The organism is Allomesorhizobium camelthorni (assembly GCF_011045125.1).
GTDB lineage: Bacteria > Pseudomonadota > Alphaproteobacteria > Rhizobiales > Rhizobiaceae > Allomesorhizobium > Allomesorhizobium camelthorni.
Genome location: NZ_JAAKZF010000031.1, coordinates 12,602 through 34,194 on the forward strand (window position 1 = coordinate 12,602; position 21,593 = coordinate 34,194).

The following is a 21,593-nucleotide window of genomic DNA, read 5'->3' on the forward strand; positions in this document are numbered from 1 at the left end:
CCCGCAGCAACAAGCCTTTGTCGGGGATTTTCGTCGCGCGCCCTGCGCCGGTTCGGCTATAAGCCTTGCACGGCGCATCCGGATTCGGCCGTGGGCGCCCGGAAAACTGTTGAAGGACGTTGCGTGACGCACGAGGTGACGAACCAGCCCCCGCCGCTGACGGGAAGCAACGCCTGGCGTGGCGATCCGCTGCTGGTGCAACTGGCCGAGGATTTTTCCGAACCGGTGCGCAAGGAACTCGACCAGATCGGCCGCTTCGTCCTCACGCACGAGGCGCAGGAACTGGCTCGACTCGCCAACACCGAAACGCCCAAGCTCAGAACGCACGACCGGCAGGGCAGGCGCCTCGACATCGTTGAAGCCCATCCGGCCTATCATGCGCTGCTACGCCGCTCTGTGGCCAATGGGCTGCATTCTTCGATCTGGGAGAACGGCAGCGCCGAAACCGGCAAGCGCCATCAGGTGCGCGCCGCGCGCTTCTATCTGACCGCCGAGTTGGAGACCGGCCATCTCTGCCCGATCACGATGACCAGCGCCTCGCTGGCCGCATTGATGGCCAGCCCAAAACTGTTTCGCGAATGGGCTCCGCGCGTCACCACCCGCAAATACGACCAGAGCCAGAAGCCGCCGGTAGAAAAGACCGGGCTGACGCTCGGCATGGGCATGACCGAGAAGCAGGGCGGCACCGATGTGCGGGCCAACACCACCCGCGCCGAACGCGCCGGCAGCGGCTTCTATCGCCTGACCGGGCACAAATGGTTTATGTCGGCGCCGATGTCGGATGCGTTCCTGGTGCTGGCGCAGGCGAGTGAAGGCCTGTCGTGCTTTTTGGTGCCGCGTCTTCTGGGCGACGGTTCCGGCAACGGCTTCCGCTTCCAGCGCCTCAAGGACAAGCTCGGCAACCGTTCGAATGCCTCATCGGAAGTGGAGTTCGTCAACGCCATTGGCGAAATGGTCGGCGAACCCGGGGCAGGGGTGAAGACGATCATGGACATGGTCACCCTGACCCGGCTTGATTGCGCCGTCGCTTCGTCGGCGATCATGCGCGCCGGCCTTGCCGAAGCGGTGCACCACACGCGCCACCGCCAGGTTTTCGGCGCGGTCCTTATCGATCAGCCGCTGATGCAACGGGTTCTGGCCGACATGGCGCTCGACGTCGCCGGCGCGACCGCGCTGTCGCTGCGGCTTGCACGCTCCTTCGACGAGGCCGCCAACGACCGCGGCGAGGCGGCTTTCGCCCGCGCCATGACGCCGGTGGTCAAATACTGGGTGTGCAAGACCGCGCCGGCGCTGCTCTACGAGGCGATGGAGTGCCTCGGCGGCAATGGCTATGTCGAGGAAGCTCCGCTCGCCCGCTATTATCGCGAAGCCCCGGTCAACGCCATTTGGGAAGGCTCGGGCAACGTCATGGCGCTCGACGTGCTGCGGGTTCTCGGCCGCGCGCCGGGTCTTTTCGACGATGTGCTTTCAGGCATAGAGCGCGACCTTGGAGCGAGCGGGCACGGTACGATCGGCGTGCTGCGCGCAGCCATGCAGGTCGCATCCTCGGACGAGGGCTCTGCCCGCATCCTGACCGAGCAGCTGGCGCTGTCGGCCGCCGCGGCCGAGCTACGGCGGCTGGGGGCAGGTCGCATCGCCGACGCCTTCATCGAAACCCGGCTCGCCGGCCAGTGGCGCGGCACTTACGGCATGATCGACGCGCGTCACGATGCGCGCATGATCATCGATACGCTCTATCCCGCCAACTGAGCCGTAATCGCCAAAACCATCGGTATCGTGAAGAAGGCGATGACGGTCTGTATGGTAGTGGCTGCGGCGTAGAGCTCGGCGTCGCCGCCAAGTTGGCGCGCCAGCAGATAGCCGTTCATCGCGGTCGGCACCGCCGCGCAGAGAGCCAGATAAAGGAGCTCCTGGCCTTCGACGCCGAATGTGGTTGCCATCGCGACCAGCAGCGCCGGGAAAAATGCAAGCTTCAGTACCACCGGAACGATGATCGGCGCTCGCGGCCGCAACAGGTCGTGCACCCGCAGCCCGGCGCCGATCGTCACCAGCCCCATACCGAGTGCGGCGCGGCCGAGCAGATCGAGCGTCTCGTTGAGCGGTCCGTAAAGCCCGAAGGGCGATGCGCGCATCAATATCGCCGAGAGCGAGGCTAGGATGAGCGGGTTGGTGGCAATGCCGCGGCCGATCTTCGCCCAGTTTGCCGAGCGGTCGGCGAAGCGCGTCACCACGAACACCGACGCCAGATTGATCGGGATGATGATCACCGCCATCACCAGCGCGACGACCGCCATGCCGGCCGGCGGAAATATCTTCTGCGCTATTGCCAGCGCGATGAAGCCGTTCCAGCGAACGGAGGTCTGGAAGATCGAGGAAAACTCGCTGGCCTTGGCCAGGCCGACCCGTTCGAGCAGCGGCCACAGGCAGAACGTGAAGGCGCACATGGCAAGCACGGCCACGAGCAGCGCTGCGATCATCGCGTTGAGGCCGAGCCCGGAAAAATCCGCGTTGAGGATCGTGATGAACAGCAGCGCCGGATAGAGCACCCAGTAGCCGAGCTGTTCGAGGCCGCTCCATGCCGCCGGATCGACCAGCGGCAGCCGCCGCACGATGTTTCCCGCCAGGATGAGCAGGAAGACCGGCAGGATGCTCTCGAAGATGGCCAGCATTCGGGATTGTTCCGGTGGGGAGAACGAGGGAGGGGTGACGGAACGCCTATAGGACGGATGTGTTTGGCTTATCAACAGAGGAGTCCGTCGCGTTAACCTTAATGAATGGTTTCCATTGCGGGCGACGCCGGCAAGTCCCACTGTCTTCCGGACCAAGCAGGATTCCCATGCCGCGTGTTCTGACATCCTTTCTGACCTTCCACTGGGCCGCCGCTTTCGCCCTTCTGGCGATGGCATGCGTCATGGGCGGTGACGGCGGCGCGGCGCGGGCGCTGGCTATGCTGGGGTTGACCGAGAGCGGTCTGCCCGATTTCGCCAGTGGCTCCGCCTCGATATTTCTCCCGCTGGCCTCGGCCATCTGCGCGATGCTTTTCTTTTGGGCCTTCGCTACATGCATGTTCAGCGACCCGGATGCCGAAGGCGACGGCGATGTCCTGCGCATGGCCTTCGCATCGGCAGCCTTGCTGATCTCGCTGCTGATGATCTGCGGATCGGTGAATTTCGCCGCCGGGCTCTACCCGGCCATCGCCGTTCATCTCGCGGCGCTGCTCGCCTCGTATCTGGCGATACAGGCCGAGCGCCTTGCGGCGATGATGTCGGCGTCTCCAAGCCAAGGCGACATCCGCGCCGCCGCCCGCCTCATGGCGCTCGGCGCCGCCCATATTTCCACGCTGTCGCGCCTCTCTGGACGCGCCGACGCAAATTTCGGCGGAGGCCGCTGATGCGCTACGTGCTCGCGCTCTGGGCCGCGCCGCTGCTCATATTCTGGGGCTGGTACGGCCTTTCCTACAACAACATCCATTTCGGCTATGTCATGCTGACCCGCCAGGCCCATGACCTCGTGTTCCAGCTCTACGGCGAGATGCTTGGCATCGACCCCGAAATCATTCCGGGCATGGTGGCGAAAGCCTGTGTCGTCGACACGCTGTTCCTGCTCGCCATCTACGCATTTCGCCGCCGTCGGCAACTCGCCGTCTGGGCAAAGATCCGCCGTGCGCGTTATCTTGGCGTGATTTCCTCACCAAGCGCGTGAAGCCGATCCAGCACGCCTTGCAGGATGAAGGCGGCCGCCGCCGAATCGATCTTCGTCTTCCGCTTGGCGCGCGACATGTCCATCTCGATCAGCGTGCGTTCGGCCGCGACGGTCGACAGCCTCTCGTCCCAGAAGGCGAAGGGCAAGTCGGTCATCCTTGCGATGTTGCGGACGAAGGCGCGCGAAGCCTGGGCGCGCGGTCCCTCGCTGCCGTCCATGTTGACCGGCAGGCCGATCGCCACCGCACCGGCATTCTCCCGCCTAAGCAGGTCGAGCAGGGCCGCCGCGTCGGCTGAAAACTTCTTTCGGACGATGACCGGGCGCGGATGCGCGAAGGAAAGGCCGCGGTCCGATACCGCCACGCCTATGGTCTTGTCGCCGAGGTCGAGCCCGGCCAGTGTCTTGCCGCCGGCCAGGTGGGCGGGTAGTTCCTCGATTGTCGAGATGCTCAAGGCGCTGTGGCTTTCCTTTGACTTGGATCGCCCGCGTTCTATCCTTTCGGCGAGGAAAAATCGAGGAGACGCCCTGCCATGAAACTCACCTGGTTCGGACATTCGGCCTTTCGCGTGGAGGCCGGCGGCGCCAAGATCCTGATCGATCCTTTCCTTACCGAGAATCCGTCGTGGAAAAAGCCGTGGCAGGGTGCGGCCGAAGGCATAACCCATGTCCTGCTTACCCATGGCCACAGCGATCATATCGGCGACGCCGCGGAGATCCTGAAGGCGACAGGCGCAATGCTCGTCGCCAATTTCGAGGTCTGCATGTTTCTGGTTGGCAAGGGCGTCAGCGGCGACAGGATAAATCCTGGCAATCTCGGCGGCACGGTCGATTGCGGCGGCTTCACCACCACCTTCGTCCAGGCGTTGCATTCCTCCTCATTTCCGGGCGAGGGCGGCCAGAACACCTATCTCGGCAATCCTGGCGGCCTCGTTCTGCATTTCCCGGACGAGCGCACGCTCTACCACATGGGCGATACCGACATCTTCTCCGATATGGCGTTGATCAGTGAGTTGCACGAGCCGAAGATCGGCATCGTGCCGATCGGCGACCGCTTCACCATGGGCGGCGCGGTAGCGGCGCTCGCCTGCCGCCGCTTCTTCAAGTTCGAGACCGTGATTCCCTGCCACTACGCCTCCTTCGGCATGATCGACCAGACCGCCGAAAAATTCACGACCGGCATGGAAGGCTCGGGCGTCGACGTCGTATTGCCGAAGATCGGTGAGGCGCGGGACATTTAGCTCCGAACAGACTGAAACCGGACATCATTGTTGCGCTCCGTTTGCCACGCCGGTATAGCGCGGGCGACCGATCCCCTTCTTGCCCGAGGCACGAATGTCCGTTGATCTTCAGACAGTGAAGCGCGTTGCGCATCTCGCCCGCATTGCGGTGACCAACGAAGACGCCGAGCGCATGACCGGCGAACTCAACGCCATACTGGGTTTCGTCGAGCAACTGAACGAGGTTGACGTGACCGGGGTCGAGCCGATGACTTCGGTCACGCCGATGGAGATGAAGAAACGCGCCGACATAGTCACCGATGGCGGCAAAGCCGGCGACATCGTTGCCAACGCGCCTGCCACTGACGAGAACTTTTTCCTCGTGCCCAAGGTCGTGGAGTAGCGCCGTGTCACTGTCCATCGCGGTCGAGACCCCGCTGCAGGACGACGTGCGCATGCTCGTCGCCGAACTCAACGCTTATCTAATCCCGCTGACGCCGCGCGAGTTTCAGTTCCAGCTGACCGTCGAGCAGATGGACGATCCGACGGTGACGCTGTTCGTCGCGCGCGACGAGAACGGTCGTCCGGTTGGAATGGGCGCTCTCAAGGAGCATGGCGATGGGCTGGGCGAGCTCAAGCGCATGTACACGTTGCCTTCGGTGCGCGGTCAGCGTGTCGGGTCGGAGCTCTTGCAGCGTATCGAGCAGCTTGCGTGTGAAGAGGGAATAACCCGGCTCGTTCTTGAAACCGGCGAAGCCGAAGGTTTTGAGCCGGCCTACCGTGTCTATGAGCGCGGCGGATTTACAGTTTGCGGCGCAGTTTTGGACTATCCAGATTCCGGCTTTTCTCGCTTTTACGAAAAGAAGATTGCCTAATGACCGATCTGACGAGACTGACCATAGCCGAGGGGCGCGAAAAACTTCGCGACAGGGAAATTTCGGCCGTGGAACTGACCAATGCTTATCTTGCCGCGATCGACGCCGCTAATCCCACCTTCAACGCCTATGTCGCCGTCACCCACGAGAAGGCGCGGGACATGGCAAAGGCTTCCGATGAAAAGCTTGGCCGGGGCGAGGGCGGGGCGCTCGAAGGCATCCCGCTCGGCATCAAGGATCTGTTCGGTACCGAAGGCGTGCACACGCAGGCCTGCAGCCATGTTCTGGACGGCTTCAAACCGCGCTACGAATCGACCGTGACGGCCAATCTCTGGGCCGACGGCGCGGTCATGCTGGGCAAGCTCAACATGGACGAGTTTGCCATGGGCTCGTCCAACGAGACTTCCTACTACGGACCTGTGGTGAATCCCTGGCGCCGCTCGCGCGTCGACACTGTGGTCATGCCGACGACCCATCAGGGCGACGGTGGATTCGTCTCCCCGGGCGGTGCGTCGAAGACCCGCACACTCGATAATGCTCAACTCGTGCCCGGCGGCTCGTCGGGCGGCTCAGCGACTGCTGTCTCGGCATGGCTCTGCGCCGGCGCCACCGCAACCGACACCGGTGGCTCGATCCGCCAGCCGGCGGCCTTCACCGGCACTGTCGGCATCAAGCCGACCTATGGCCGCGTCTCGCGCTGGGGCGTCGTCGCCTTCGCTTCTTCGCTCGACCAGGCAGGGCCGATCGCGCGCGACGTGCGCGACGCAGCCATCATGCTAAAGTCCATGGCCTCGACCGACCCTAAGGACACGACTTCGGCCGATCTGCCGGTGCCCGACTACGAAGCCGCCATCGGCCGGCCGATTCGCGGCATGAAGGTTGGAATCCCGAAGGAATACCGCGTCGACGGCATGCCGGAAGAGATTGAGGCGCTCTGGCAGAAGGGCATCGCCTGGTTGAAGGATGCCGGAGCGGAGATCGTCGACATTTCGCTGCCGCACACCAAATACGCACTGCCGGCCTACTATATCGTGGCGCCGGCGGAAGCCTCGTCCAACCTTGCCCGCTATGACGGCGTCCGCTACGGCCTGCGCATTCCCGGCAAGGACATCACCGACATGTACGAGCAGACCCGCGCCGCCGGTTTCGGCCGCGAGGTCAAGCGCCGCATCATGATCGGAACCTATGTGCTGTCGGCCGGCTATTACGATGCCTACTATCTGCGGGCGCAGAAGGTCCGCACGCTGATCAAGCGCGACTTCGAAAATGTCTTCGCCGCCGGCGTCGACGTCATCCTGACGCCGGCCACCCCGTCGGCCGCCTTCGGCATCGCCGACCAGGACATGAACGCCGACCCGGTTAAGATGTACCTGAACGACATCTTCACCGTGACCGTGAACATGGCCGGACTGCCCGGCATCGCCGTGCCGGCAGGCCTTGACGCGCGCGGCCTGCCGCTCGGGCTACAGCTGATCGGCCGGCCCTTCGACGAGGAAACACTGTTCCAGACGGCCCATGTCATCGAGCAGGCGGCAGGGCGGTTCGAACCGGAAAAGTGGTGGTAGAAATCACCGCCGCCATCAATGAGGTGACGGGATGTTCTTCTATCTCTCGAAAATCTTCGGCTTCTTCATCCAGCCGCTGAATTTGTCGATCCTGCTTCTGGTAGCTGGCTTGCTCGCCATTTTTCTGGGCTTGCGGCGCATCGGACTGATGCTCGAGATCGCGGCCGTCCTGATCCTCGTCCTGTCTGCCTGGACCTCGCTCGGCGCGGTGCTGCTCAATCCACTCGAGGAGCGGTTTGCCAAGCCGATCATCCTTCCCGCGGCGGTCGACGGCATCGTCGTGCTCGGCGGTGGTTTTGAGGGCGCGGTCAACCTGGCGCGAGGTGGTTATGAACTGAACAGCAGCGGCGGTGACCGCTTTGTCGAGGCGGCCATTCTCGCCCGCCGCTATCCCAACGCAAAAATAGTCGTCACCGGCGGCACCGGCGCGCTGATCCTGGAAGGCGAGGGCGATGCCGATACCGCCCCGAAGCTGCTGACCGCGCTAGGGGTCGCGCCTGAGCGCCTGATTCTCGAAAACAAGTCGCGCAACACGCATGAGAATGCCGTGTTCACGAAAGAACTGGTGACGCCGCAACCGGGCGAAACCTGGCTGCTGGTCACCTCGGCCTATCATATGCCGCGCTCCTCGGGTCTGTTCAGGAAAGTTGGCTTCAAAGTTCTGCCGTGGCCCGTCGACTACCGAACGTCGGGCAGGGAGGGCTTCGGCATGTTCCGCGACAATGCGACCGATTCATTGCAGAACACCACGGTCGCCATCCGCGAATGGGTCGGTCTGCTGGCCTACTGGCTGTCCGGCCGGATCGACGAGCTGTTCCCCGAACCGGCCTGAACGCTCTCATCGATAACTGCGAGCCTTGCCGCCGAAAAGAACTGCCGGCGCAAGAGCACGGCAAAGAGAAGCGTCGTGGTCAAAGCGAACGCCTCAGGACCGACAAACCAGCCGAGATAGCCGAGCGAAAAGAAGACGCCGCGCAAGCCGGCGTTGAAATGCCGGCCGGCCAGCACGTTCATGCGCGTCGCCCGGCCGATTGCCGCCTCCATGGCGGCGGGGTCGGCCGAGCCCTCCTTGTGCATGGGCACGGCGCCGACCAGGATCGAGCAGTAGTTGAACAGCCGGTACGACCAGCCGAACTTGAAGAAGGCGTAGGCCAGCAGCGCCATCAGCCCGAGCACCTTGATCTCGAACACCTGGCGCGGCGGCGCGTCCGCCAGCGGCAGGTCCGAAAGCACCGACAGCACATCGTTTGACGCGCCGAGCAGGGCAAAGCAGCCGCCGAGCGCCAGCAGCGAACTCGACGCGAAGAAGGCCGTACCCTGCTGCAGCCCGACCATGATGCTGGTGTCGATCATGCGCAGTTCGCGCCGCGCCATGGTGCGCATCCAGGCTTCGCGCTGTGCGTTCATGGCAGTTGTCAACGACACCCGGCCGACCAGCTTGCCGTTGGCGGCGAGGCCATGCACCAGCCAGACCGCCAGGAAAAAAGCCAGCGCCGCAAGATCGGCTCCAGTCAGGAACAGAGAATCGCCCATGGAGAATCACTAGCATGAAAGGTCCTGAAAATCCGCTTAGACCATGCCGTCTAACGCGTCGCAATCCGGTCACAGGTCTTGCCAATGCGTTTACGGCAAATTGCCCGCAACCCTCTGATTTGATTAAAAAGCCCGGCATGGATGCATGGCAGCCATGCGGAATCTGCCCTGCTTTCGCCATTTTTCCCGTTGCGGAACGCCCAGGGAAGGCTTATCTACACGCTCCAGAAATGGGGCCGGGAACAAGACGGCGAAAGCGCCGCTCCCGGGGGCGACAGGTAAACAGGAAAATCATGGACGACGGCATTCAGAAGTCCTGCTGGGGCGTAACCGCCAAAGCAGTAGTCGGGTTTGCAGGCATTCTTCTCTTGGCTTGGCTCATCGGCGGTCCGGAAACCGCGGCGGTCCTGGCGGCAAGCTGATCCCGGCATCGACGGAATTTTTGCAAGAAGGCGCGGGGCTGGTTCCCGCGTCTTTTTCTTTGGCCGGAGCATAGGCCGCGTCGTAGGCGGAGCAGGCGGGGTCGGCTGTCGGGAAGCCAAGTCGTCCAAAACAGCGGAAACATCGCGAGAGATGCGATACGCTGAGTAAATCGCTGCAGGAGCGCCAAGTTTGTTCCTTTCGGTATTCGACCTGTTCAAGATCGGCATCGGCCCATCGAGTTCGCACACGATGGGACCGATGACGGCCGCCGCGCGCTTTCTCTCCGAAATCCTCGGCGACGACTGGCCACGACCGGCGGGCGCGAAGGTCGACCGCATCGCCGTCAGCCTGCACGGCTCGCTCGCCTATACGGGGATCGGTCACGGCACGGACCGGGCGGTCATGCTCGGACTCGCCGGCGAGACGCCGGTAACGGTCGATCCCGACCTTGCCGACGGTATCATCGACAGGATCAAGGCAGAGCGCCGTATTTCGCCGCCCGGGCATCCGTCCTACCGCTTCGACCCTTCGTCCGACCTCGTGCTCGACAAGAAGACGCCGCTGCCCGGCCACGCCAACGGCATGGCCTTCTACGCCTATGATGCCGACGACCGCCTGCTCCTGAAGCGGATCTACTATTCGATCGGCGGCGGCTTCGTGGTTTCCGAGGAAGAGTTGCAGCGTATGAAGATCCGGGCGGCCGCGCCCGCCGGCGCAAAAGTGCCGTATCCGTTCAGGAACGCAGTTGAAATGCTGGACATGGCCAAGCGAAGTGGCCTGTCGATCGCCGAGATGAAGCGCGTCAACGAAGAAGTTCACATGCAGCGCGAAAAGCTGGACGAGGGGCTCGACCGCATCTGGGAGGCGATGCGTGGCTGCATCGAGCGCGGCCTGTCGCAGGACGGCATCATGCCCGGGGGGCTAAAAGTTCGCCGCCGCGCAAGGATGCTGCACGACAAGCTGCAGGAACAGTGGAGCCAGAACCGGCCCAATCCACTGCTCGCCAATGACTGGCTGTCCATCTACGCCATGGCGGTCAATGAGGAGAACGCCGCGGGCGGCCGTGTCGTGACCGCGCCGACCAACGGCGCCGCGGGCGTGGTGCCGGCCGTCATGCGCTACTGGCTGCATTTCCATCCCGAGGCGGACCAGGCCAGCATACGCGATTTCCTGCTCACCGCCGCTGCCGTCGGCGGCATCATCAAGACCAACGCCTCGATCTCGGGAGCCGAAGTTGGCTGCCAGGGCGAAGTCGGCTCGGCCTCGGCGATGGCGGCTGCCGGCCTATGCGCCGTGATGGGCGGTACGCCCGAGCAGGTCGAGAACGCCGCCGAGATCGCGCTCGAGCATCACCTCGGCATGACCTGCGACCCGGTAGGCGGGCTGGTGCAGGTTCCCTGTATCGAGCGCAATGCCCTCGGCGCGGTCAAGGCGGTCACCGCCGCCTCGCTAGCCATCAAGGGTGACGGCACGCATTTCGTGCCGCTCGACGCCGCGATCGAGACGATGCGCCAGACCGGCATGGACATGAACGAGCGCTACAAGGAAACCAGCCTGGGCGGGCTGGCGGTGAACGTTGTCGAGTGCTGACGCGGGGTGCTTAGTCGAGCACAAAGGTCACCTTCATCTCCACGCGATATTCGGAGACCTTGCCGCCCTCGACCTTGGCGACGATCTCCTTGACCCAGACCTGTTTGACGTTCTTCAGCGTCGCGGTGGCACGGTCGACGCCATGGGCGATCGCCGCCTCGATGGTCGAGCCGGATGCGGTAATCTCGGTGTTTTTCGCTACTGACATGGGGTCCTCCTGTTTGCCTGCGCCCAGCAACCGGCGCAAAGATGTGGACCCAACGCATCCAGGCCTTTTTCGTTTCCAATTTGCGGCGTAGTAACGCGCAATGGCCCTGAACCTGATAAAGCTCTGTGTCGGCTGCGACAGCGTCGAGGATCTGGAAGAGTGGATCGCCTTCCGGCTCGACGAACGCCGCCGCGCCGGCGAACCCGTCGAGCAATTCCATACGACGCGCATGATGCCGACGCGGGGCAGCGAACTTTTGGACGGCGGCTCGCTCTACTGGGTCATCAAGGCGCAGGTCCAATGCCGCCAGAGGCTGCTCGAGATCCGGCCTTTCGTCGATCAGGAAGGCATCTCGCGCTGTCATCTGGTCCTCGATCCCACTGTCGTGCGCACCGAATGGCAGCCGCGCCGCGCCTTCCAGGGCTGGCGCTATCTGAAGCAGGCCGACGCTCCTGCCGATATCGGGACCTCGCATGCCGAGCTGATGGCGATGCCGCCAAAGCTGCGCCGCGAGCTGGCTGAGCTCGGCCTGCTCTAGGCGTCGCAGCTTCTCGCGGCCTCACTACGGCTCCGGGCTTGCAAGCAGGCCGGGTTCGCCACATCTTGATCACTATGAGCGACAAGAAAACGCCCGTCAGGATCGACGATCCCGCGCCGCGTTCGGCTTCGGGAGACATAGAAGCGTTCGTCCGTCAGGCGCGAGCCATCGGCGCCGTTGCGGGAAAAGGGCAAGGCCGCCTCGTATTGGCGCTCGACGCCACGATGAGCCGGCAACCGACCTGGGATCTCGCCTGCTCGCTGCAGGCCGAGATGTTCGACGCGGTTGGCAAGGCTGGCGGGCTCGAGGTGCAGCTGATCTATTTCCGCGGCCTCGACGAATGCCGCGCATCCGGTTTCGTGACCGACACAGCCGGCCTGAAGCGCCTGATGAGCAGCATCGAGTGTCGGGGCGGGCATACTCAGATCGGCAAGGTGCTGTCGCACGCGCTGAAGGAAACCGCGCGCGAAAAGGTCAATGCGCTGGTCTATATCGGCGACGCGATGGAGGAGAAGATCGACGATCTTTCGGTGAAGGCCGGCAATCTCGGCTTGCACGGCGTGCCGGTCTTCGTCTTCCAGGAGGGGCACGACCCCGCCGCCGAATCCGCTTTCAAGGAGATCGCCCGGCTGTCGAAGGGCGCATGGTTCCGCTTCGACCGCAACGCCGCCGCGACACTGGCGAAACTGCTTTCCGCGGTAGCGGTATTCGCCACCGGCGGACTCAAGGCGCTTGAGGCGCGCGGGCGGCCCGAGGACCGCCTGATGATCGAGCATTTGCGAGGCAGCAGGTCGCAATGAGCATTTTTCTCGGCATAGTGACCGCTCTGCTGGTCCTGATACTTATCGTTGCCGCGTTCATCAGGCTCGACCCGGGCTCGCTCGCCAGAACGCTGCGCAATGCGGGGCCCGTGGTGCTTGCGATTCTCGGTCTCGCGGCCATGCTCGCCGGTCGGGCCGGCATAGGCGGAATGATGCTTTCCGGGGCGCTCGCCTGGTTCACGTCGAACCGCATGCGGAGCGGGCGCAAGAAGACGCCGGGCAAGCGCTCGACAGTTCGAACGGCGGCGCTCGAGATGGAACTCGACCACGACAGCGGCACCCTGGAGGGAGTGGTTCTGGCGGGGCGCTATGAGGCCCGGACGCTCGGCGAGATGGCTTTGAACGAATTGAAGCAGCTTTACGCGGAACTTCCCGGCGACCCGGAAAGCCGGCAGTTGCTAGAGACTTATCTTGACAGCCGGTTTCCCGTCTGGCGCGAAGACCCGGATACGCATGGTGGCGAAGGGTTGGGTGTTCCGCCAAGTACGGGCGCCATGACTAAGCAGGAGGCCTACAAGATCCTTGGTCTTGAAGCGGGGGCCACCGCGGCGGATATCCGCAAGGCGCACCGCCGCCTGATGCAGCGCCTGCACCCCGACCTCGGCGGAACGTCTTTCCTGGCGGCGCGGATCAACGAAGCCAAGGACGTCTTGCTCACCAATCACCACTAGTCTCCTTCGACACGATACATTTCCGGGAGATCTCCGTTGCGCGGCCTAGTTCTCGACGGCGTAACAGTCGATTTTCTTTCTCTTGAGCGCCGCGCAGGCTTTCCAGGCTGCGGCCTTGGAGCCGAAGCCGCCGAAGCGCGCGCGGTGGTAGGTTACACCATCCTTGTCGAATGTGACGGTGTAGCCGGACGCATGGGCAAGGACGGCGGGCGCAGCCTTGGTGGTTTTGGCCAGGAATGCGTCGGCTTCGGACTTGTTCGGCGACGAGGCGACCTGGATTGCCCAGCCGGAGGGTGCGACCGAAGCCGTCTCGACCGGATCGACGTCGCCGCCAAAACGATCGGGCGAAGGTTGCGCATAGGCCTGCTCTACCGGCGCGGATTCGAGGGTTTCCACAAAGACGGACTTCGGCTTGGGGGTAGGCGCAACCTCCTCTTCGACGGCCGCGACCTCCGATTCTTCCATGGTATCGCCCTCTGCTTCCGCCGCTGCCACGACCTCTTCCTCAGGCCGGGCTTCCGGCGTCGGCGCGTCGTGCTTGGGCAAGAAAACTTTTGCCAGGGCGCTGATCGGCGAACCGCCGGCGCTGGCGATAAGCGGCGCGCCTTTGCCCTTGGTCGATGCCTTGGGCAGATATTTCTGGATCAGGTCGGCCATGTGCTTGTCGCGTGATGCGCCGCTGGTTCCGCCCATCACCACTGCGACGATGCGGCGCTCGCCCTGCGAAACGGATGAAACCAGGTTGAAGCCCGAAGCGCGGGTGTAGCCGGTTTTGATGCCGTCGACGCCCTTGACGCGGCCGAGCAGGCGGTTGTGGTTGGCCATGCGCTTCCGGCCATAGGTGAAGGAGCGCGTTGAGAAATAGGAGTAGTACTGCGGATAATGTTCCTTCAGCGCGATGCCGAGCGTCGCCAGGTCGCGCGCCGTGGAGAATTGCGCCGTATCGGGCAGGCCGTGGGCATTGCGGAATACGGTGCTGGTCATGCCGAGCTTGCGCGCCTTGGCCGTCATCATCCGCGCGAACTCCGCCGCGGAGCCGCCCAGGTACTCGGCCAGCGCAGTCGACGCATCGTTCGCCGACTTGGTCACGAGGGAATAGATCGCCGTTTCGACGGTGATGGATTTGCCGGCTTTGACGCCGAGCTTAGTCGGCGGCTCGGCGGCGGCATTGCGGGAAATCGGAATCGAGGTTTTCTTGGTGATCTTGCCGGCGGCCATCGCCTCGAACACCAGATAGAGCGTCATCATCTTGGTCAAGGACGCCGGATAGCGCCGTGAATCGGCGCTCGACGAAAACAGCGTCTTGCCGGTGTTGGCGTCGACGACGATCGCCGCGTATTTGGAATTCGCAGCAGACGGGCCCGTCGCGGCAAGCCCTAACGCGACAGCCAGCAGCCCGGCGATGGCGGATTTTAATGGAGACGCGATGGAAGAGGCAATGGCCGCAAACGCCTGACGCACTGTTACACCCTTTGAATTTTCATTTGCACCGGAGGCGGCAAAGGCTCCTGCCTCGCTTCCGATGAGCCTAAGGGCGACAGCGTTACCAATCCGTTTATGGTAACCAGGACGTTCACCTTTTTCGTCGGGATTGAGCCAATTTTTAAAACAAGTGCCGCGTTGCGCGGGCCAAATTGACTCTTTTTGCGCTGCACAATAAATTGGGTGCGTCGCACAGGGGGGAGTGTTCCGCGTCAACTCGAAGGGATGATCGAATGACACAAACATTTGAAGACGCCGGCAATTACGGCAAGGAGTTCGTCGACACTGGACTGAAGAGCCTCGCCGCGCTCTCCAAGAGCGCTCAGGCGATCGCGGTTGAATCCGCCGAGTACGCCAAGAAGTCGTTCGAGACCGGCAGCACCGCGCTGGAAAAACTCCTGTCCGCAAAGTCGCTGGAAAACGCGTTCGAGATCCAGGCCGATTACGCCAAGCAAGCCTATGAAGGCTTCCTTGCCGAGGCCACCACGCTCAGCGGCCTTTACGCCGACATGGCGAAGGACAGCTACAAGCCGTTCGAATCGATCGTGGCGAAGGCACGCTGAGCCCTACCGGCAAGCTTCTTCAAACTCCAAAAGCTCACTGGAGAGCCCGGCCGCGTCGCGCGGCCGGGTTTTTTCGTGGCCCTTTGTGTTCCCATATCGCAAATTCCTGAAAAACGACGATGCACATGCTCTCGTCCATATTGTCAGCAAAAAAGAAGGGCTTAAAATTGCGATGAGGCTACCTACATTGGACAGTCGGGTGAGGAACCCGCGAAAGGCAAGGTACTGGTGAAGAACGGCGGGGATGTCACGAAAAAATTCGTGGCGCGCATGCAGAACGGCGAAGACGGGGGCAACAGCCCCGGTCGCGGCACGGCTGTCATCACGCGAACCAAGACCAGGACCAAGAAGCCGAGCCTCTACCGCGTTCTGATCCTCAACGACGACTACACGCCGATGGAGTTCGTCATCCACATTCTGGAACGCTTTTTCCAGAAGGACCGCGAATCCGCCACCCGCATAATGCTCCATGTTCACAATCACGGAGTGGGCGAATGCGGGGTCTATACATTTGAAGTGGCCGAGACCAAAGTGTCCCAGGTCATGGACTTCGCCCGTCAGAATCAACATCCGCTGCAATGCGTGATGGAGAAGAAATGAGGTTTTGAATGCCGGCTTTCTCCCAAGGCCTTGAAAAGGCGCTGCACCAGGCGCTGACTTTCGCCAATGAGCGGCATCACGAATATGCCACGCTCGAACATCTCCTGCTCGCCCTGATCGATGACAGCGAGGCGGGCGCTGTCATGCGCGCGTGCAATGTCGATCTCGACGAGCTCAAGCAGACCGTCCTCACCTACATCGACACCGAGCTCGACAATCTGGTCACCGGCTACGACGAGGATTCCAAGCCGACTGCGGGCTTCCAGCGCGTCATCCAGCGCGCGGTGATCCACGTTCAGTCTTCCGGGCGCGACGAGGTTTCAGGCGCAAACGTGCTGGTGGCCATCTTCGCCGAGCGCGAAAGCCACGCCGCCTATTTCCTCCAGGAACAGCAGATGACCCGCTACGACGCGGTCAACTACATCTCGCACGGCATAGCCAAGCGGCCGGGGGCCACCGAAACCCGCACTCCGCGCGGCGCGGAAGAGGACCAGCAGAATTCGTCCGGCGGCGAGCCGGAGGAGGGCGGCGCCAAGAAGAAGCAGCAGCAGGACGCGCTGACCGCCTACTGCATCGATCTCAACAAGAAGGCGAAGTCGGGCAAGATCGACCCGCTGATCGGCCGCGAAAGCGAGATCAACCGCACGATCCAGATCCTCTGCCGCCGCTCCAAGAACAACCCGCTCTATGTAGGCGATCCGGGGGTCGGCAAGACCGCTATCGCCGAGGGGCTGGCCAAGCGCATCGTCGAAGGCGATGTACCGACCGTTCTCGCCAACGCCACGATCTTCGCGCTCGACATGGGCACGCTGCTCGCCGGCACCCGCTACCGCGGCGATTTCGAGGAGCGCCTGAAACAGGTCGTCAAGGAACTCGAGGATTATCCCGGCGCGGTTCTGTTCATCGACGAGATCCATACGGTCATCGGCGCCGGGGCCACCTCCGGCGGCGCGATGGACGCGTCGAACCTGTTGAAGCCGGCGCTGTCGTCCGGCAACATCCGCTGCATCGGCTCGACCACCTACAAGGAATTCCGTCAGTTCTTCGAGAAAGACCGCGCGCTCGTGCGGCGCTTCCAGAAGATCGACGTGAACGAGCCGTCGGTGGAAGACACGATCGCCATCATGAAGGGCCTGAAGCCCTATTATGAGGACTTCCACAAGGTGAAGTTCACCAATGACGCCATCAAGGCGGCGGTGGAACTCTCCGCGCGCTACATCAATGACCGCAAGCTGCCCGACAAGGCGATCGACGTCATCGACGAAACGGGCGCATCGCAGATGCTGGTGCCCGAAGCCCGGCGCAAGAAGACGATCAGCGTCAAGGAGATCGAGGCGACCATCGCCACCATGGCGCGCATCCCGCCGAAGACGGTTTCGGCCGACGACGAGCAGGTTCTGGCCGGTCTCGATACCGAGCTGCGCCGTGTCGTCTACGGTCAGGACACCGCCATTTCGGCGCTCGCTTCGGCCATCAAGCTGGCGCGGGCAGGGCTACGCGAGCCTGAGAAGCCGATCGGCTCGTATCTGTTCTCGGGCCCGACCGGCGTCGGCAAGACCGAGGTGGCAAAACAGCTTGCCGCCTCGCTTGGGGTCGAGCTGCTGCGCTTCGACATGTCGGAATACATGGAGCGCCACACCGTCTCGCGGCTGATCGGCGCGCCTCCCGGCTATGTCGGCTTCGACCAGGGCGGTCTGCTCACCGACGGCGTCGACCAGCATCCGCACTGCGTGCTGCTGCTCGACGAGGTCGAGAAGGCGCATCCGGACCTGTTCAACATCCTGTTGCAGGTCATGGACCACGGCAAGCTGACCGACCACAACGGCAAGTCGATCGACTTCCGCAACGTCATCCTGATCATGACGACCAACGCCGGCGCCTCCGACATGGCAAGGGCGGCGATCGGCTTCGGCTCGTCCAAGCGCGAAGGCGACGACATGGAGGCGATCAACCGGCTGTTCTCGCCGGAGTTCCGCAACCGTCTCGACGCGATCATCCCGTTCGGCTCGCTGCCGATCCCGGTCGTGCATCAGGTGGTGCAGAAGTTCGTCATGCAGCTTGAGGCCCAGCTTTCGGAGCGCGGCGTTACCTTCGACCTGTCGCCGGAAGCCATCTCCTGGCTTGCCGACAAAGGCTATGACGAGCGCATGGGCGCTCGGCCGCTCGGCCGCGTCATCCAGGAGCACATCAAGAAGCCGCTCGCCGAGGAGGTTCTGTTCGGCAAGCTGAAGAAGGGTGGCACGGTGCGCGTGACCGTCGAGACCAAGGAGACCGGCGAGACCGGCCTGAAGCTCGAATCGATCGCCGACGAGCTTCCGGTGAAACCGAAGAAGGAAGAGCCGAAGAAGGTCCCGGCAAAGAAGCCTGTCAGAAAGGCCGCCAAGCCGGCTGCGCAGAAATCCCGCCCGGCCGCCAACGGCAAGGACGGCGGCAAGCGCAGCCTGGTGCCGCAACTGCCCAGGAAGGGCTGAGCCAACCATCATCTCCTCCCTGAAGTCCCGGGGAGGAGATTTTCTTTTGAAGAACCTATGCTTCGCCGACCGGGATCGGCGGCAGCCTCCGCTCTACCGGCGACGACTGGATGATCGACGTGTTGGTCATCGCGTAGGGGATGATCTGGTCGATCAACCTCTCCAGATCACCCACCGAGCGGAGGTGGGCGCGGGCGATGAAGCAATCCTCGCCGGTTATCCTGTCGCATTCGACGATCTCCGGCAGTCCCTGCAGTATCGCGGCGACCTTTTGAAGCTGGCCCGGTATCGGCCGGATGCGAAGCCAAGCGGCCAGAGGGAGCCCGAGCGCCGCTGCGTTGATCTTGACTGAATAACCTTCGATCACGCCGCACTCCTCCAAGCGCTTCACCCGCTCCGAAATGCTGGGCGCCGAAAGGCCGACTGCCCGCGAAAGCTCGGCGGTGCTCGTCCGCGCGTCTTTGGCGAGCGCGCGCAGGATCTTCACATCGACCGGGTCGATGGCCCCATTTTCATATCGAAGGCGTTTCATTGCCATTCACCGTTGATAGGACCGAAATTTTGTACAATAGCCTATTCTTCAGCATATAGAAGGTCGAATTTGCCTTTCATAATGGCGAGCTCCGGAGCCCGCCATTATGTCAACGTCCAGTCCAGCCCTCGACAGGGCAGCGCAAATTGTCCCGCCGCACGCCTGGTTCGGCGTCAGCGCCATATTCCATTATCTCGGCCCGTCCTTCGCCGTACTTCTCTTTCCCGCCATCGGCGTACTGGGCGTCGCGTGGATGCGGATCGCGTCCGCCGCCTTGATCTTCGCGCCGTTCACAAGGCCTTGGAGGACTATCGCCGAGGCGGATGCCAGGACCCGCTTGCTGCTGGTCGGTCTGGGCGCCTGCCTCGCGATCATGAACGTCGCGTTCTACCTCGCGCTTGAGCGCCTGCCGATGAGCCTGGTAGCCGCGATGGAGTTCGTGGGCACGATCGGCGTTGCGCTCTACGGGCTCAGGACCGGGCGCAATCTCGCAGCGCTTGCACTCGCCGTTGCGGGCGTCTTCGTCCTGATCGACGTGAGATGGTCCGCCGACCTGATCGGGCTCGGCTGGGCGGCGCTCAACGGCGCACTGTTCGTGGCCTACATCGTGCTAGGCCACAAGGCGGCGGAGGGCGGCGCCAGCGGCGGCGTCGAGCGCCTTGGCGCGGCCATGGCGATAGCCTTCGTCTTTGTCATGCCCATCGGCCTGGTGGAGGCGGTCAAGGCGTTCGGTTCGGTCAATCTCGTTCTGGCCGGCATAGGCGTCGGCCTGTGCTCGTCGGTCATTCCCTACATTTCCGATCAACTCGCAATGTCGCGGCTGCCGCGCGCCAGCTTCGCGCTGATGCTGGCGCTTCTGCCGGCGACCGCCGCGATCATCGCCGCTCTCGTGCTCGCGCAGATCCCGACCGGCCGCGATGTTCTCGGCATCGCTCTGGTCATGCTGGGCGTCGCCGCGCACAAGCCTGCACCGTCCGGGACAGGATCGGCATCGCCGCCGGCCCTCCGCCCTGGCCCACGGGAACAGATCGAACTGCCCTGATTTTCGCGTCGCCTCTGGGGGACGCCTGTGTTATCCGGCAAGCCGATGCCTGATGACGCAACCCCCCATGCGCCGACGATTGCCGACCGCCGCCACTGGTATCTGCGCGGCGTCCGAGCGGCAGTGTCGGTTCCCGGACTGATCCTTGCCAGCGCCTTTGTCGGCTTTGCGGGTCTCGCCAAGGAGGCCGGGCTGACGCTCGCCGAGACCGTGTTCATGACCGGTGTGGTATGGGCCTTGCCCGGAAAGGTCGTGCTGATCGGCGCGATCCTGTCGGGCGCTTCGCTGCCGGCGGCCGCCTTCGCGGTCGCGCTCTCGTCGGTCCGGCTGATGCCGATGGTCGTGGCGCTGGTGCCCGAACTCAAAGGCCGGCACACGCCGAAATGGGTGCTCTACGTGCTTTCCCATTTCGTCGCGGTGACATCGTGGGTTATCGCCATGGAGCGCCTCGGCGGCATCCCGCGAGCCATGCGCACGACTTGGTATGCCGGCATCGGCTCGACGCTGGTGCTGGCCAATATGGGTGTCGTCGCCGTCGTCTTTCTCGTTGCGGACAGGCTGCCACCTGCCGTTTCGGCGGCGCTTTTCCTTCTGACGCCGATGTACTTCCTGACCTCGCTCTGGGGCTCGGCGCGCGAATGGGCAGGGCATGTCGCTATGGTTCTCGGGCTGGGCCTGGGGCCGCTTTTTCATATGTTTGCGCCGCAATACGATCTGCTCGCGGCCGGCCTGATCGGCGGGATCGCGGCTTACGCTTTCCATCGGCTGTCGCGGCGGAGGCGCGCCTCATGACATTCACCTCGATTGACGCATGGTGGTGGCCGTTCCTGTTCATTCTAGTCGCGGGCTGGCTTGCCACGGATTCCTGGCGCTTTCTCGGCGTCTATTTCGGCGGACGCATTTCCGAGGATTCAGACCTGCTGGTGCTGGTCCGGGCGGTGGCGACGGCGCTCGTAGCAGCCGTCATCGGCAACCTCATCATTTTTCCCAGCGGTGCGCTGGCGGCGACGCCGCTCGGCCTGCGAATGGGCGCCGCGGCTCTCGGTTTCGCCGCTTATCTTTTCCTCGGCAAGCGCGTTCTGGTCGGCATCGTCGTGGCCGAGGCCGTTCTGGTGGCGGGGATGCTGCTCGGCTGACGGTGTTTGGCTTATGGAAGGGCACGGCCCTCATACATGAAGGCCATCGGCCTCGGGCCTCTGGCATAGCCGGTCTCGATGCGGTCGAGACGGAAGCCGGCGTTCTCGATCAGCGGGCGGATCGCACGGTTGAGATGACAGCCGCCGCCGATGCGCTTCCAGATCGGGGTCAGGCGATTCTGCCATCCGCGCACACCCGCGTCGGGCGACAGGCCATGCTCGACGAAAAGAAGCTGCCCGCCGGGCTTGAGCACGCGACGCACCTCCTGCAAAGCAATTCCGGCTGCCGGCACGCTGCAGAGCGTCCAGGTAGTGACCACGGTGTCGACGCTGGCATCGTCCAGCGGGATCGCTTCGGCCGACCCTTCAACGAGGCTCACCGGCAGCGAAGAGCGCTCCGCCGCCTGCCGTGCCATTGCGGCGAGTTGCACGGAAGGATCCAGCCCAATGATTTCGCTCACCCGCGCGGGGTAGAAGGGCAGATTAAGGCCCGAACCGATGCCGATCTCCAGAACGCGGCCTTCGGCGTCCGACATGACACGCTGTCTGTAGGGCAGGAGATCGCCGTTGCGCATCGACATGTTGATGAGGTGCGGGAGCACGTGATCATGATAGAAGCTCATG

Annotated in this window: 26 protein-coding genes; 19 read left to right on the forward strand and 7 right to left on the reverse strand. The window is 63.4% G+C overall.

All coding sequences use genetic code 11. The features are described 5' to 3' along the window. Positions 1 to 123 precede the first annotated feature (123 nt). Positions 124 to 1,749: an acyl-CoA dehydrogenase family protein gene (locus G6N73_RS19815; RefSeq protein WP_165030696.1), complete on the forward strand. Its 1,626-nt coding sequence runs from the start codon at positions 124 to 126 to the stop codon at positions 1,747 to 1,749. On the opposite strand, the gene G6N73_RS19820 is transcribed toward G6N73_RS19815, so the two are convergent. Then, on the reverse strand, positions 1,734 to 2,669 hold the full coding sequence (locus G6N73_RS19820; RefSeq protein WP_165030698.1) for an AEC family transporter: 936 nt from the start codon (positions 2,667 to 2,669) through the stop codon (positions 1,734 to 1,736). The two genes, G6N73_RS19815 and G6N73_RS19820, sit on opposite strands and share 16 nt — an antisense overlap. A gap of 167 nt (positions 2,670 to 2,836) precedes the next feature. Between G6N73_RS19820 and G6N73_RS19825 the strand changes: the two genes are divergently transcribed. Together G6N73_RS19825 and G6N73_RS19830 are read left to right on the forward strand one after the other, a co-directional pair. Further along, positions 2,837 to 3,391, forward strand: a complete 555-nt coding sequence (locus tag G6N73_RS19825) for a hypothetical protein (RefSeq protein ID WP_165030700.1) — start codon at positions 2,837 to 2,839, stop codon at positions 3,389 to 3,391. Further along, the gene (locus G6N73_RS19830; RefSeq protein WP_165030702.1) at positions 3,391 to 3,702 is read left to right on the forward strand and encodes a DUF6105 family protein; all 312 of its coding nucleotides are present in this window, start codon (positions 3,391 to 3,393) and stop codon (positions 3,700 to 3,702) included. The genes G6N73_RS19825 and G6N73_RS19830 overlap by 1 nt, the downstream gene beginning before the upstream one ends. Here G6N73_RS19830 and ruvX read toward each other — a convergent pair. Further along, positions 3,669 to 4,154: a Holliday junction resolvase RuvX gene (ruvX, locus tag G6N73_RS19835; protein ID WP_165030704.1), complete on the reverse strand. Its 486-nt coding sequence runs from the start codon at positions 4,152 to 4,154 to the stop codon at positions 3,669 to 3,671. The genes G6N73_RS19830 and ruvX overlap by 34 nt on opposite strands. Before the next feature lie 78 nt (positions 4,155 to 4,232). On the opposite strand from ruvX, the gene G6N73_RS19840 reads away from it, so the two are divergent. The 5 genes from G6N73_RS19840 (at position 4,233) to G6N73_RS19860 (ending at position 8,191) form a co-directional block, all read left to right on the forward strand. Continuing rightward, positions 4,233 to 4,940, forward strand: coding sequence for a metal-dependent hydrolase (locus tag G6N73_RS19840; RefSeq protein WP_165030706.1), 708 nt, complete (start codon positions 4,233 to 4,235; stop codon positions 4,938 to 4,940). A gap of 94 nt (positions 4,941 to 5,034) precedes the next feature. Then, complete coding sequence (gene gatC / locus G6N73_RS19845) at positions 5,035 to 5,322, forward strand: Asp-tRNA(Asn)/Glu-tRNA(Gln) amidotransferase subunit GatC (RefSeq protein WP_165030708.1); 288 nt, start codon at positions 5,035 to 5,037, stop codon at positions 5,320 to 5,322. A 4-nt stretch (positions 5,323 to 5,326) separates the two neighbouring features. After that, positions 5,327 to 5,794, forward strand: coding sequence for a GNAT family N-acetyltransferase (locus tag G6N73_RS19850; protein ID WP_165030710.1), 468 nt, complete (start codon positions 5,327 to 5,329; stop codon positions 5,792 to 5,794). Beyond that, positions 5,794 to 7,359 carry an amidase gene (locus G6N73_RS19855; protein ID WP_165030712.1) on the forward strand — a complete coding sequence of 522 codons (1,566 nt, stop codon included), beginning with the start codon at positions 5,794 to 5,796 and terminating at the stop codon, positions 7,357 to 7,359. Before G6N73_RS19850 ends, G6N73_RS19855 begins: the two co-directional genes overlap by 1 nt. A 31-nt stretch (positions 7,360 to 7,390) precedes the next feature. Continuing rightward, the gene (locus tag G6N73_RS19860; protein ID WP_165030714.1) at positions 7,391 to 8,191 is read left to right on the forward strand and encodes a YdcF family protein; all 801 of its coding nucleotides are present in this window, start codon (positions 7,391 to 7,393) and stop codon (positions 8,189 to 8,191) included. Here the strand turns inward: G6N73_RS19860 and G6N73_RS19865 are convergent. Beyond that, positions 8,143 to 8,892, reverse strand: a complete 750-nt coding sequence (locus tag G6N73_RS19865; RefSeq protein WP_165030716.1) for a DUF599 domain-containing protein — start codon at positions 8,890 to 8,892, stop codon at positions 8,143 to 8,145. The two genes, G6N73_RS19860 and G6N73_RS19865, sit on opposite strands and share 49 nt — an antisense overlap. A 293-nt stretch (positions 8,893 to 9,185) precedes the next feature. Here G6N73_RS19865 and G6N73_RS38010 point away from each other — a divergent pair, with 293 nt between their 5' ends. Then, entirely contained in the window at positions 9,186 to 9,314 is a 129-nt protein-coding gene (locus G6N73_RS38010; protein ID WP_281352919.1) for a hypothetical protein, read from the forward strand. Positions 9,315 to 9,504: 190 nt separating this feature from the next. Further along, positions 9,505 to 10,905: an L-serine ammonia-lyase gene (locus G6N73_RS19870; RefSeq protein ID WP_165030718.1), complete on the forward strand. Its 1,401-nt coding sequence runs from the start codon at positions 9,505 to 9,507 to the stop codon at positions 10,903 to 10,905. A gap of 10 nt (positions 10,906 to 10,915) precedes the next feature. Here the strand turns inward: G6N73_RS19870 and G6N73_RS19875 are convergent, their stop codons facing one another. Continuing rightward, positions 10,916 to 11,113 carry a dodecin family protein gene (locus G6N73_RS19875; RefSeq protein ID WP_165030720.1) on the reverse strand — a complete coding sequence of 66 codons (198 nt, stop codon included), beginning with the start codon at positions 11,111 to 11,113 and terminating at the stop codon, positions 10,916 to 10,918. Between the two features lie 100 nt (positions 11,114 to 11,213). Here G6N73_RS19875 and G6N73_RS19880 point away from each other — a divergent pair, with 100 nt between their 5' ends. From G6N73_RS19880 to G6N73_RS19890, 3 genes are all read left to right on the forward strand, one after another. Next, complete coding sequence (locus tag G6N73_RS19880; protein WP_165030722.1) at positions 11,214 to 11,651, forward strand: DUF1489 family protein; 438 nt, start codon at positions 11,214 to 11,216, stop codon at positions 11,649 to 11,651. Positions 11,652 to 11,725: 74 nt separating this feature from the next. Then, positions 11,726 to 12,451, forward strand: coding sequence for a vWA domain-containing protein (locus tag G6N73_RS19885; RefSeq protein ID WP_165030724.1), 726 nt, complete (start codon positions 11,726 to 11,728; stop codon positions 12,449 to 12,451). Beyond that, positions 12,448 to 13,143, forward strand: a complete 696-nt coding sequence (locus G6N73_RS19890) for a DnaJ domain-containing protein (protein WP_165030726.1) — start codon at positions 12,448 to 12,450, stop codon at positions 13,141 to 13,143. Before G6N73_RS19885 ends, G6N73_RS19890 begins: the two co-directional genes overlap by 4 nt. Positions 13,144 to 13,188: 45 nt before the next feature. Here the strand turns inward: G6N73_RS19890 and G6N73_RS19895 are convergent, their stop codons facing one another. Continuing rightward, positions 13,189 to 14,604 carry an SPOR domain-containing protein gene (locus G6N73_RS19895; RefSeq protein ID WP_165030728.1) on the reverse strand — a complete coding sequence of 472 codons (1,416 nt, stop codon included), beginning with the start codon at positions 14,602 to 14,604 and terminating at the stop codon, positions 13,189 to 13,191. Positions 14,605 to 14,858: 254 nt separating this feature from the next. On the opposite strand from G6N73_RS19895, the gene G6N73_RS19900 reads away from it, so the two are divergent. From G6N73_RS19900 to clpA, 3 genes are all read left to right on the forward strand, one after another. Beyond that, positions 14,859 to 15,188 (forward strand): phasin family protein, encoded by a 330-nt coding sequence (locus G6N73_RS19900; RefSeq protein ID WP_165030730.1) that lies wholly within the window; start codon positions 14,859 to 14,861, stop codon positions 15,186 to 15,188. 270 nt (positions 15,189 to 15,458) lie between these two features. After that, entirely contained in the window at positions 15,459 to 15,788 is a 330-nt protein-coding gene (gene clpS / locus G6N73_RS19905) for an ATP-dependent Clp protease adapter ClpS (RefSeq protein ID WP_165030813.1), read from the forward strand. Positions 15,789 to 15,796: 8 nt separating this feature from the next. Continuing rightward, on the forward strand, positions 15,797 to 18,259 hold the full coding sequence (gene clpA / locus G6N73_RS19910; protein WP_165030732.1) for an ATP-dependent Clp protease ATP-binding subunit ClpA: 2,463 nt from the start codon (positions 15,797 to 15,799) through the stop codon (positions 18,257 to 18,259). 55 nt (positions 18,260 to 18,314) lie between these two features. On the opposite strand, the gene G6N73_RS19915 is transcribed toward clpA, so the two are convergent. After that, on the reverse strand, positions 18,315 to 18,791 hold the full coding sequence (locus G6N73_RS19915; RefSeq protein ID WP_165030734.1) for an Lrp/AsnC family transcriptional regulator: 477 nt from the start codon (positions 18,789 to 18,791) through the stop codon (positions 18,315 to 18,317). Positions 18,792 to 18,897: 106 nt separating this feature from the next. Here G6N73_RS19915 and G6N73_RS19920 point away from each other — a divergent pair, with 106 nt between their 5' ends. From G6N73_RS19920 to G6N73_RS19930, 3 genes are read left to right on the forward strand one after another with little or no spacing between them, the layout of a single operon-like run. Then, positions 18,898 to 19,833, forward strand: a complete 936-nt coding sequence (locus G6N73_RS19920) for an EamA family transporter (RefSeq protein ID WP_165030736.1) — start codon at positions 18,898 to 18,900, stop codon at positions 19,831 to 19,833. Between the two features lie 45 nt (positions 19,834 to 19,878). Next, positions 19,879 to 20,625 (forward strand): AzlC family ABC transporter permease, encoded by a 747-nt coding sequence (locus G6N73_RS19925; protein WP_165030738.1) that lies wholly within the window; start codon positions 19,879 to 19,881, stop codon positions 20,623 to 20,625. Then, a complete protein-coding gene (locus tag G6N73_RS19930) occupies positions 20,622 to 20,969 on the forward strand; it encodes an AzlD domain-containing protein (protein ID WP_165030740.1) in 348 nt (115 codons plus the stop codon). Before G6N73_RS19925 ends, G6N73_RS19930 begins: the two co-directional genes overlap by 4 nt. A gap of 11 nt (positions 20,970 to 20,980) precedes the next feature. On the opposite strand, the gene G6N73_RS19935 is transcribed toward G6N73_RS19930, so the two are convergent. Further along, positions 20,981 to 21,592, reverse strand: coding sequence for a class I SAM-dependent methyltransferase (locus G6N73_RS19935; RefSeq protein WP_165030742.1), 612 nt, complete (start codon positions 21,590 to 21,592; stop codon positions 20,981 to 20,983). Position 21,593: the final 1 nt, after the last annotated feature.

Bases quoted from the DNA above. Each gene is read 5' to 3' on its own strand.
- G6N73_RS19820 (WP_165030698.1), bottom strand. From the start codon at position 2,669: ATGCTGGCCATCTTCGAGAGCATCCTGCCGGTCTTCCTGCTCATCCTG.
- G6N73_RS19825 (WP_165030700.1), top strand. From the start codon at position 2,837: ATGCCGCGTGTTCTGACATCCTTTCTGACCTTCCACTGGGCCGCCGCT.
- G6N73_RS19830 (WP_165030702.1), top strand. From the start codon at position 3,391: ATGCGCTACGTGCTCGCGCTCTGGGCCGCGCCGCTGCTCATATTCTGG.
- G6N73_RS19840 (WP_165030706.1), top strand. From the start codon at position 4,233: ATGAAACTCACCTGGTTCGGACATTCGGCCTTTCGCGTGGAGGCCGGC.
- gatC (WP_165030708.1), top strand. From the start codon at position 5,035: ATGTCCGTTGATCTTCAGACAGTGAAGCGCGTTGCGCATCTCGCCCGC.
- G6N73_RS19855 (WP_165030712.1), top strand. From the start codon at position 5,794: ATGACCGATCTGACGAGACTGACCATAGCCGAGGGGCGCGAAAAACTT.
- G6N73_RS19860 (WP_165030714.1), top strand. From the start codon at position 7,391: ATGTTCTTCTATCTCTCGAAAATCTTCGGCTTCTTCATCCAGCCGCTG.
- G6N73_RS19865 (WP_165030716.1), bottom strand. From the start codon at position 8,892: ATGGGCGATTCTCTGTTCCTGACTGGAGCCGATCTTGCGGCGCTGGCT.
- G6N73_RS38010 (WP_281352919.1), top strand. From the start codon at position 9,186: ATGGACGACGGCATTCAGAAGTCCTGCTGGGGCGTAACCGCCAAAGCA.
- G6N73_RS19875 (WP_165030720.1), bottom strand. From the start codon at position 11,113: ATGTCAGTAGCGAAAAACACCGAGATTACCGCATCCGGCTCGACCATC.
- G6N73_RS19880 (WP_165030722.1), top strand. From the start codon at position 11,214: ATGGCCCTGAACCTGATAAAGCTCTGTGTCGGCTGCGACAGCGTCGAG.
- G6N73_RS19885 (WP_165030724.1), top strand. From the start codon at position 11,726: ATGAGCGACAAGAAAACGCCCGTCAGGATCGACGATCCCGCGCCGCGT.
- G6N73_RS19890 (WP_165030726.1), top strand. From the start codon at position 12,448: ATGAGCATTTTTCTCGGCATAGTGACCGCTCTGCTGGTCCTGATACTT.
- G6N73_RS19900 (WP_165030730.1), top strand. From the start codon at position 14,859: ATGACACAAACATTTGAAGACGCCGGCAATTACGGCAAGGAGTTCGTC.
- clpS (WP_165030813.1), top strand. From the start codon at position 15,459: ATGCAGAACGGCGAAGACGGGGGCAACAGCCCCGGTCGCGGCACGGCT.
- clpA (WP_165030732.1), top strand. From the start codon at position 15,797: ATGCCGGCTTTCTCCCAAGGCCTTGAAAAGGCGCTGCACCAGGCGCTG.
- G6N73_RS19915 (WP_165030734.1), bottom strand. From the start codon at position 18,791: ATGAAACGCCTTCGATATGAAAATGGGGCCATCGACCCGGTCGATGTG.
- G6N73_RS19920 (WP_165030736.1), top strand. From the start codon at position 18,898: ATGTCAACGTCCAGTCCAGCCCTCGACAGGGCAGCGCAAATTGTCCCG.
- G6N73_RS19925 (WP_165030738.1), top strand. From the start codon at position 19,879: ATGCCTGATGACGCAACCCCCCATGCGCCGACGATTGCCGACCGCCGC.
- G6N73_RS19930 (WP_165030740.1), top strand. From the start codon at position 20,622: ATGACATTCACCTCGATTGACGCATGGTGGTGGCCGTTCCTGTTCATT.
- G6N73_RS19935 (WP_165030742.1), bottom strand. From the start codon at position 21,592: ATGAGCTTCTATCATGATCACGTGCTCCCGCACCTCATCAACATGTCG.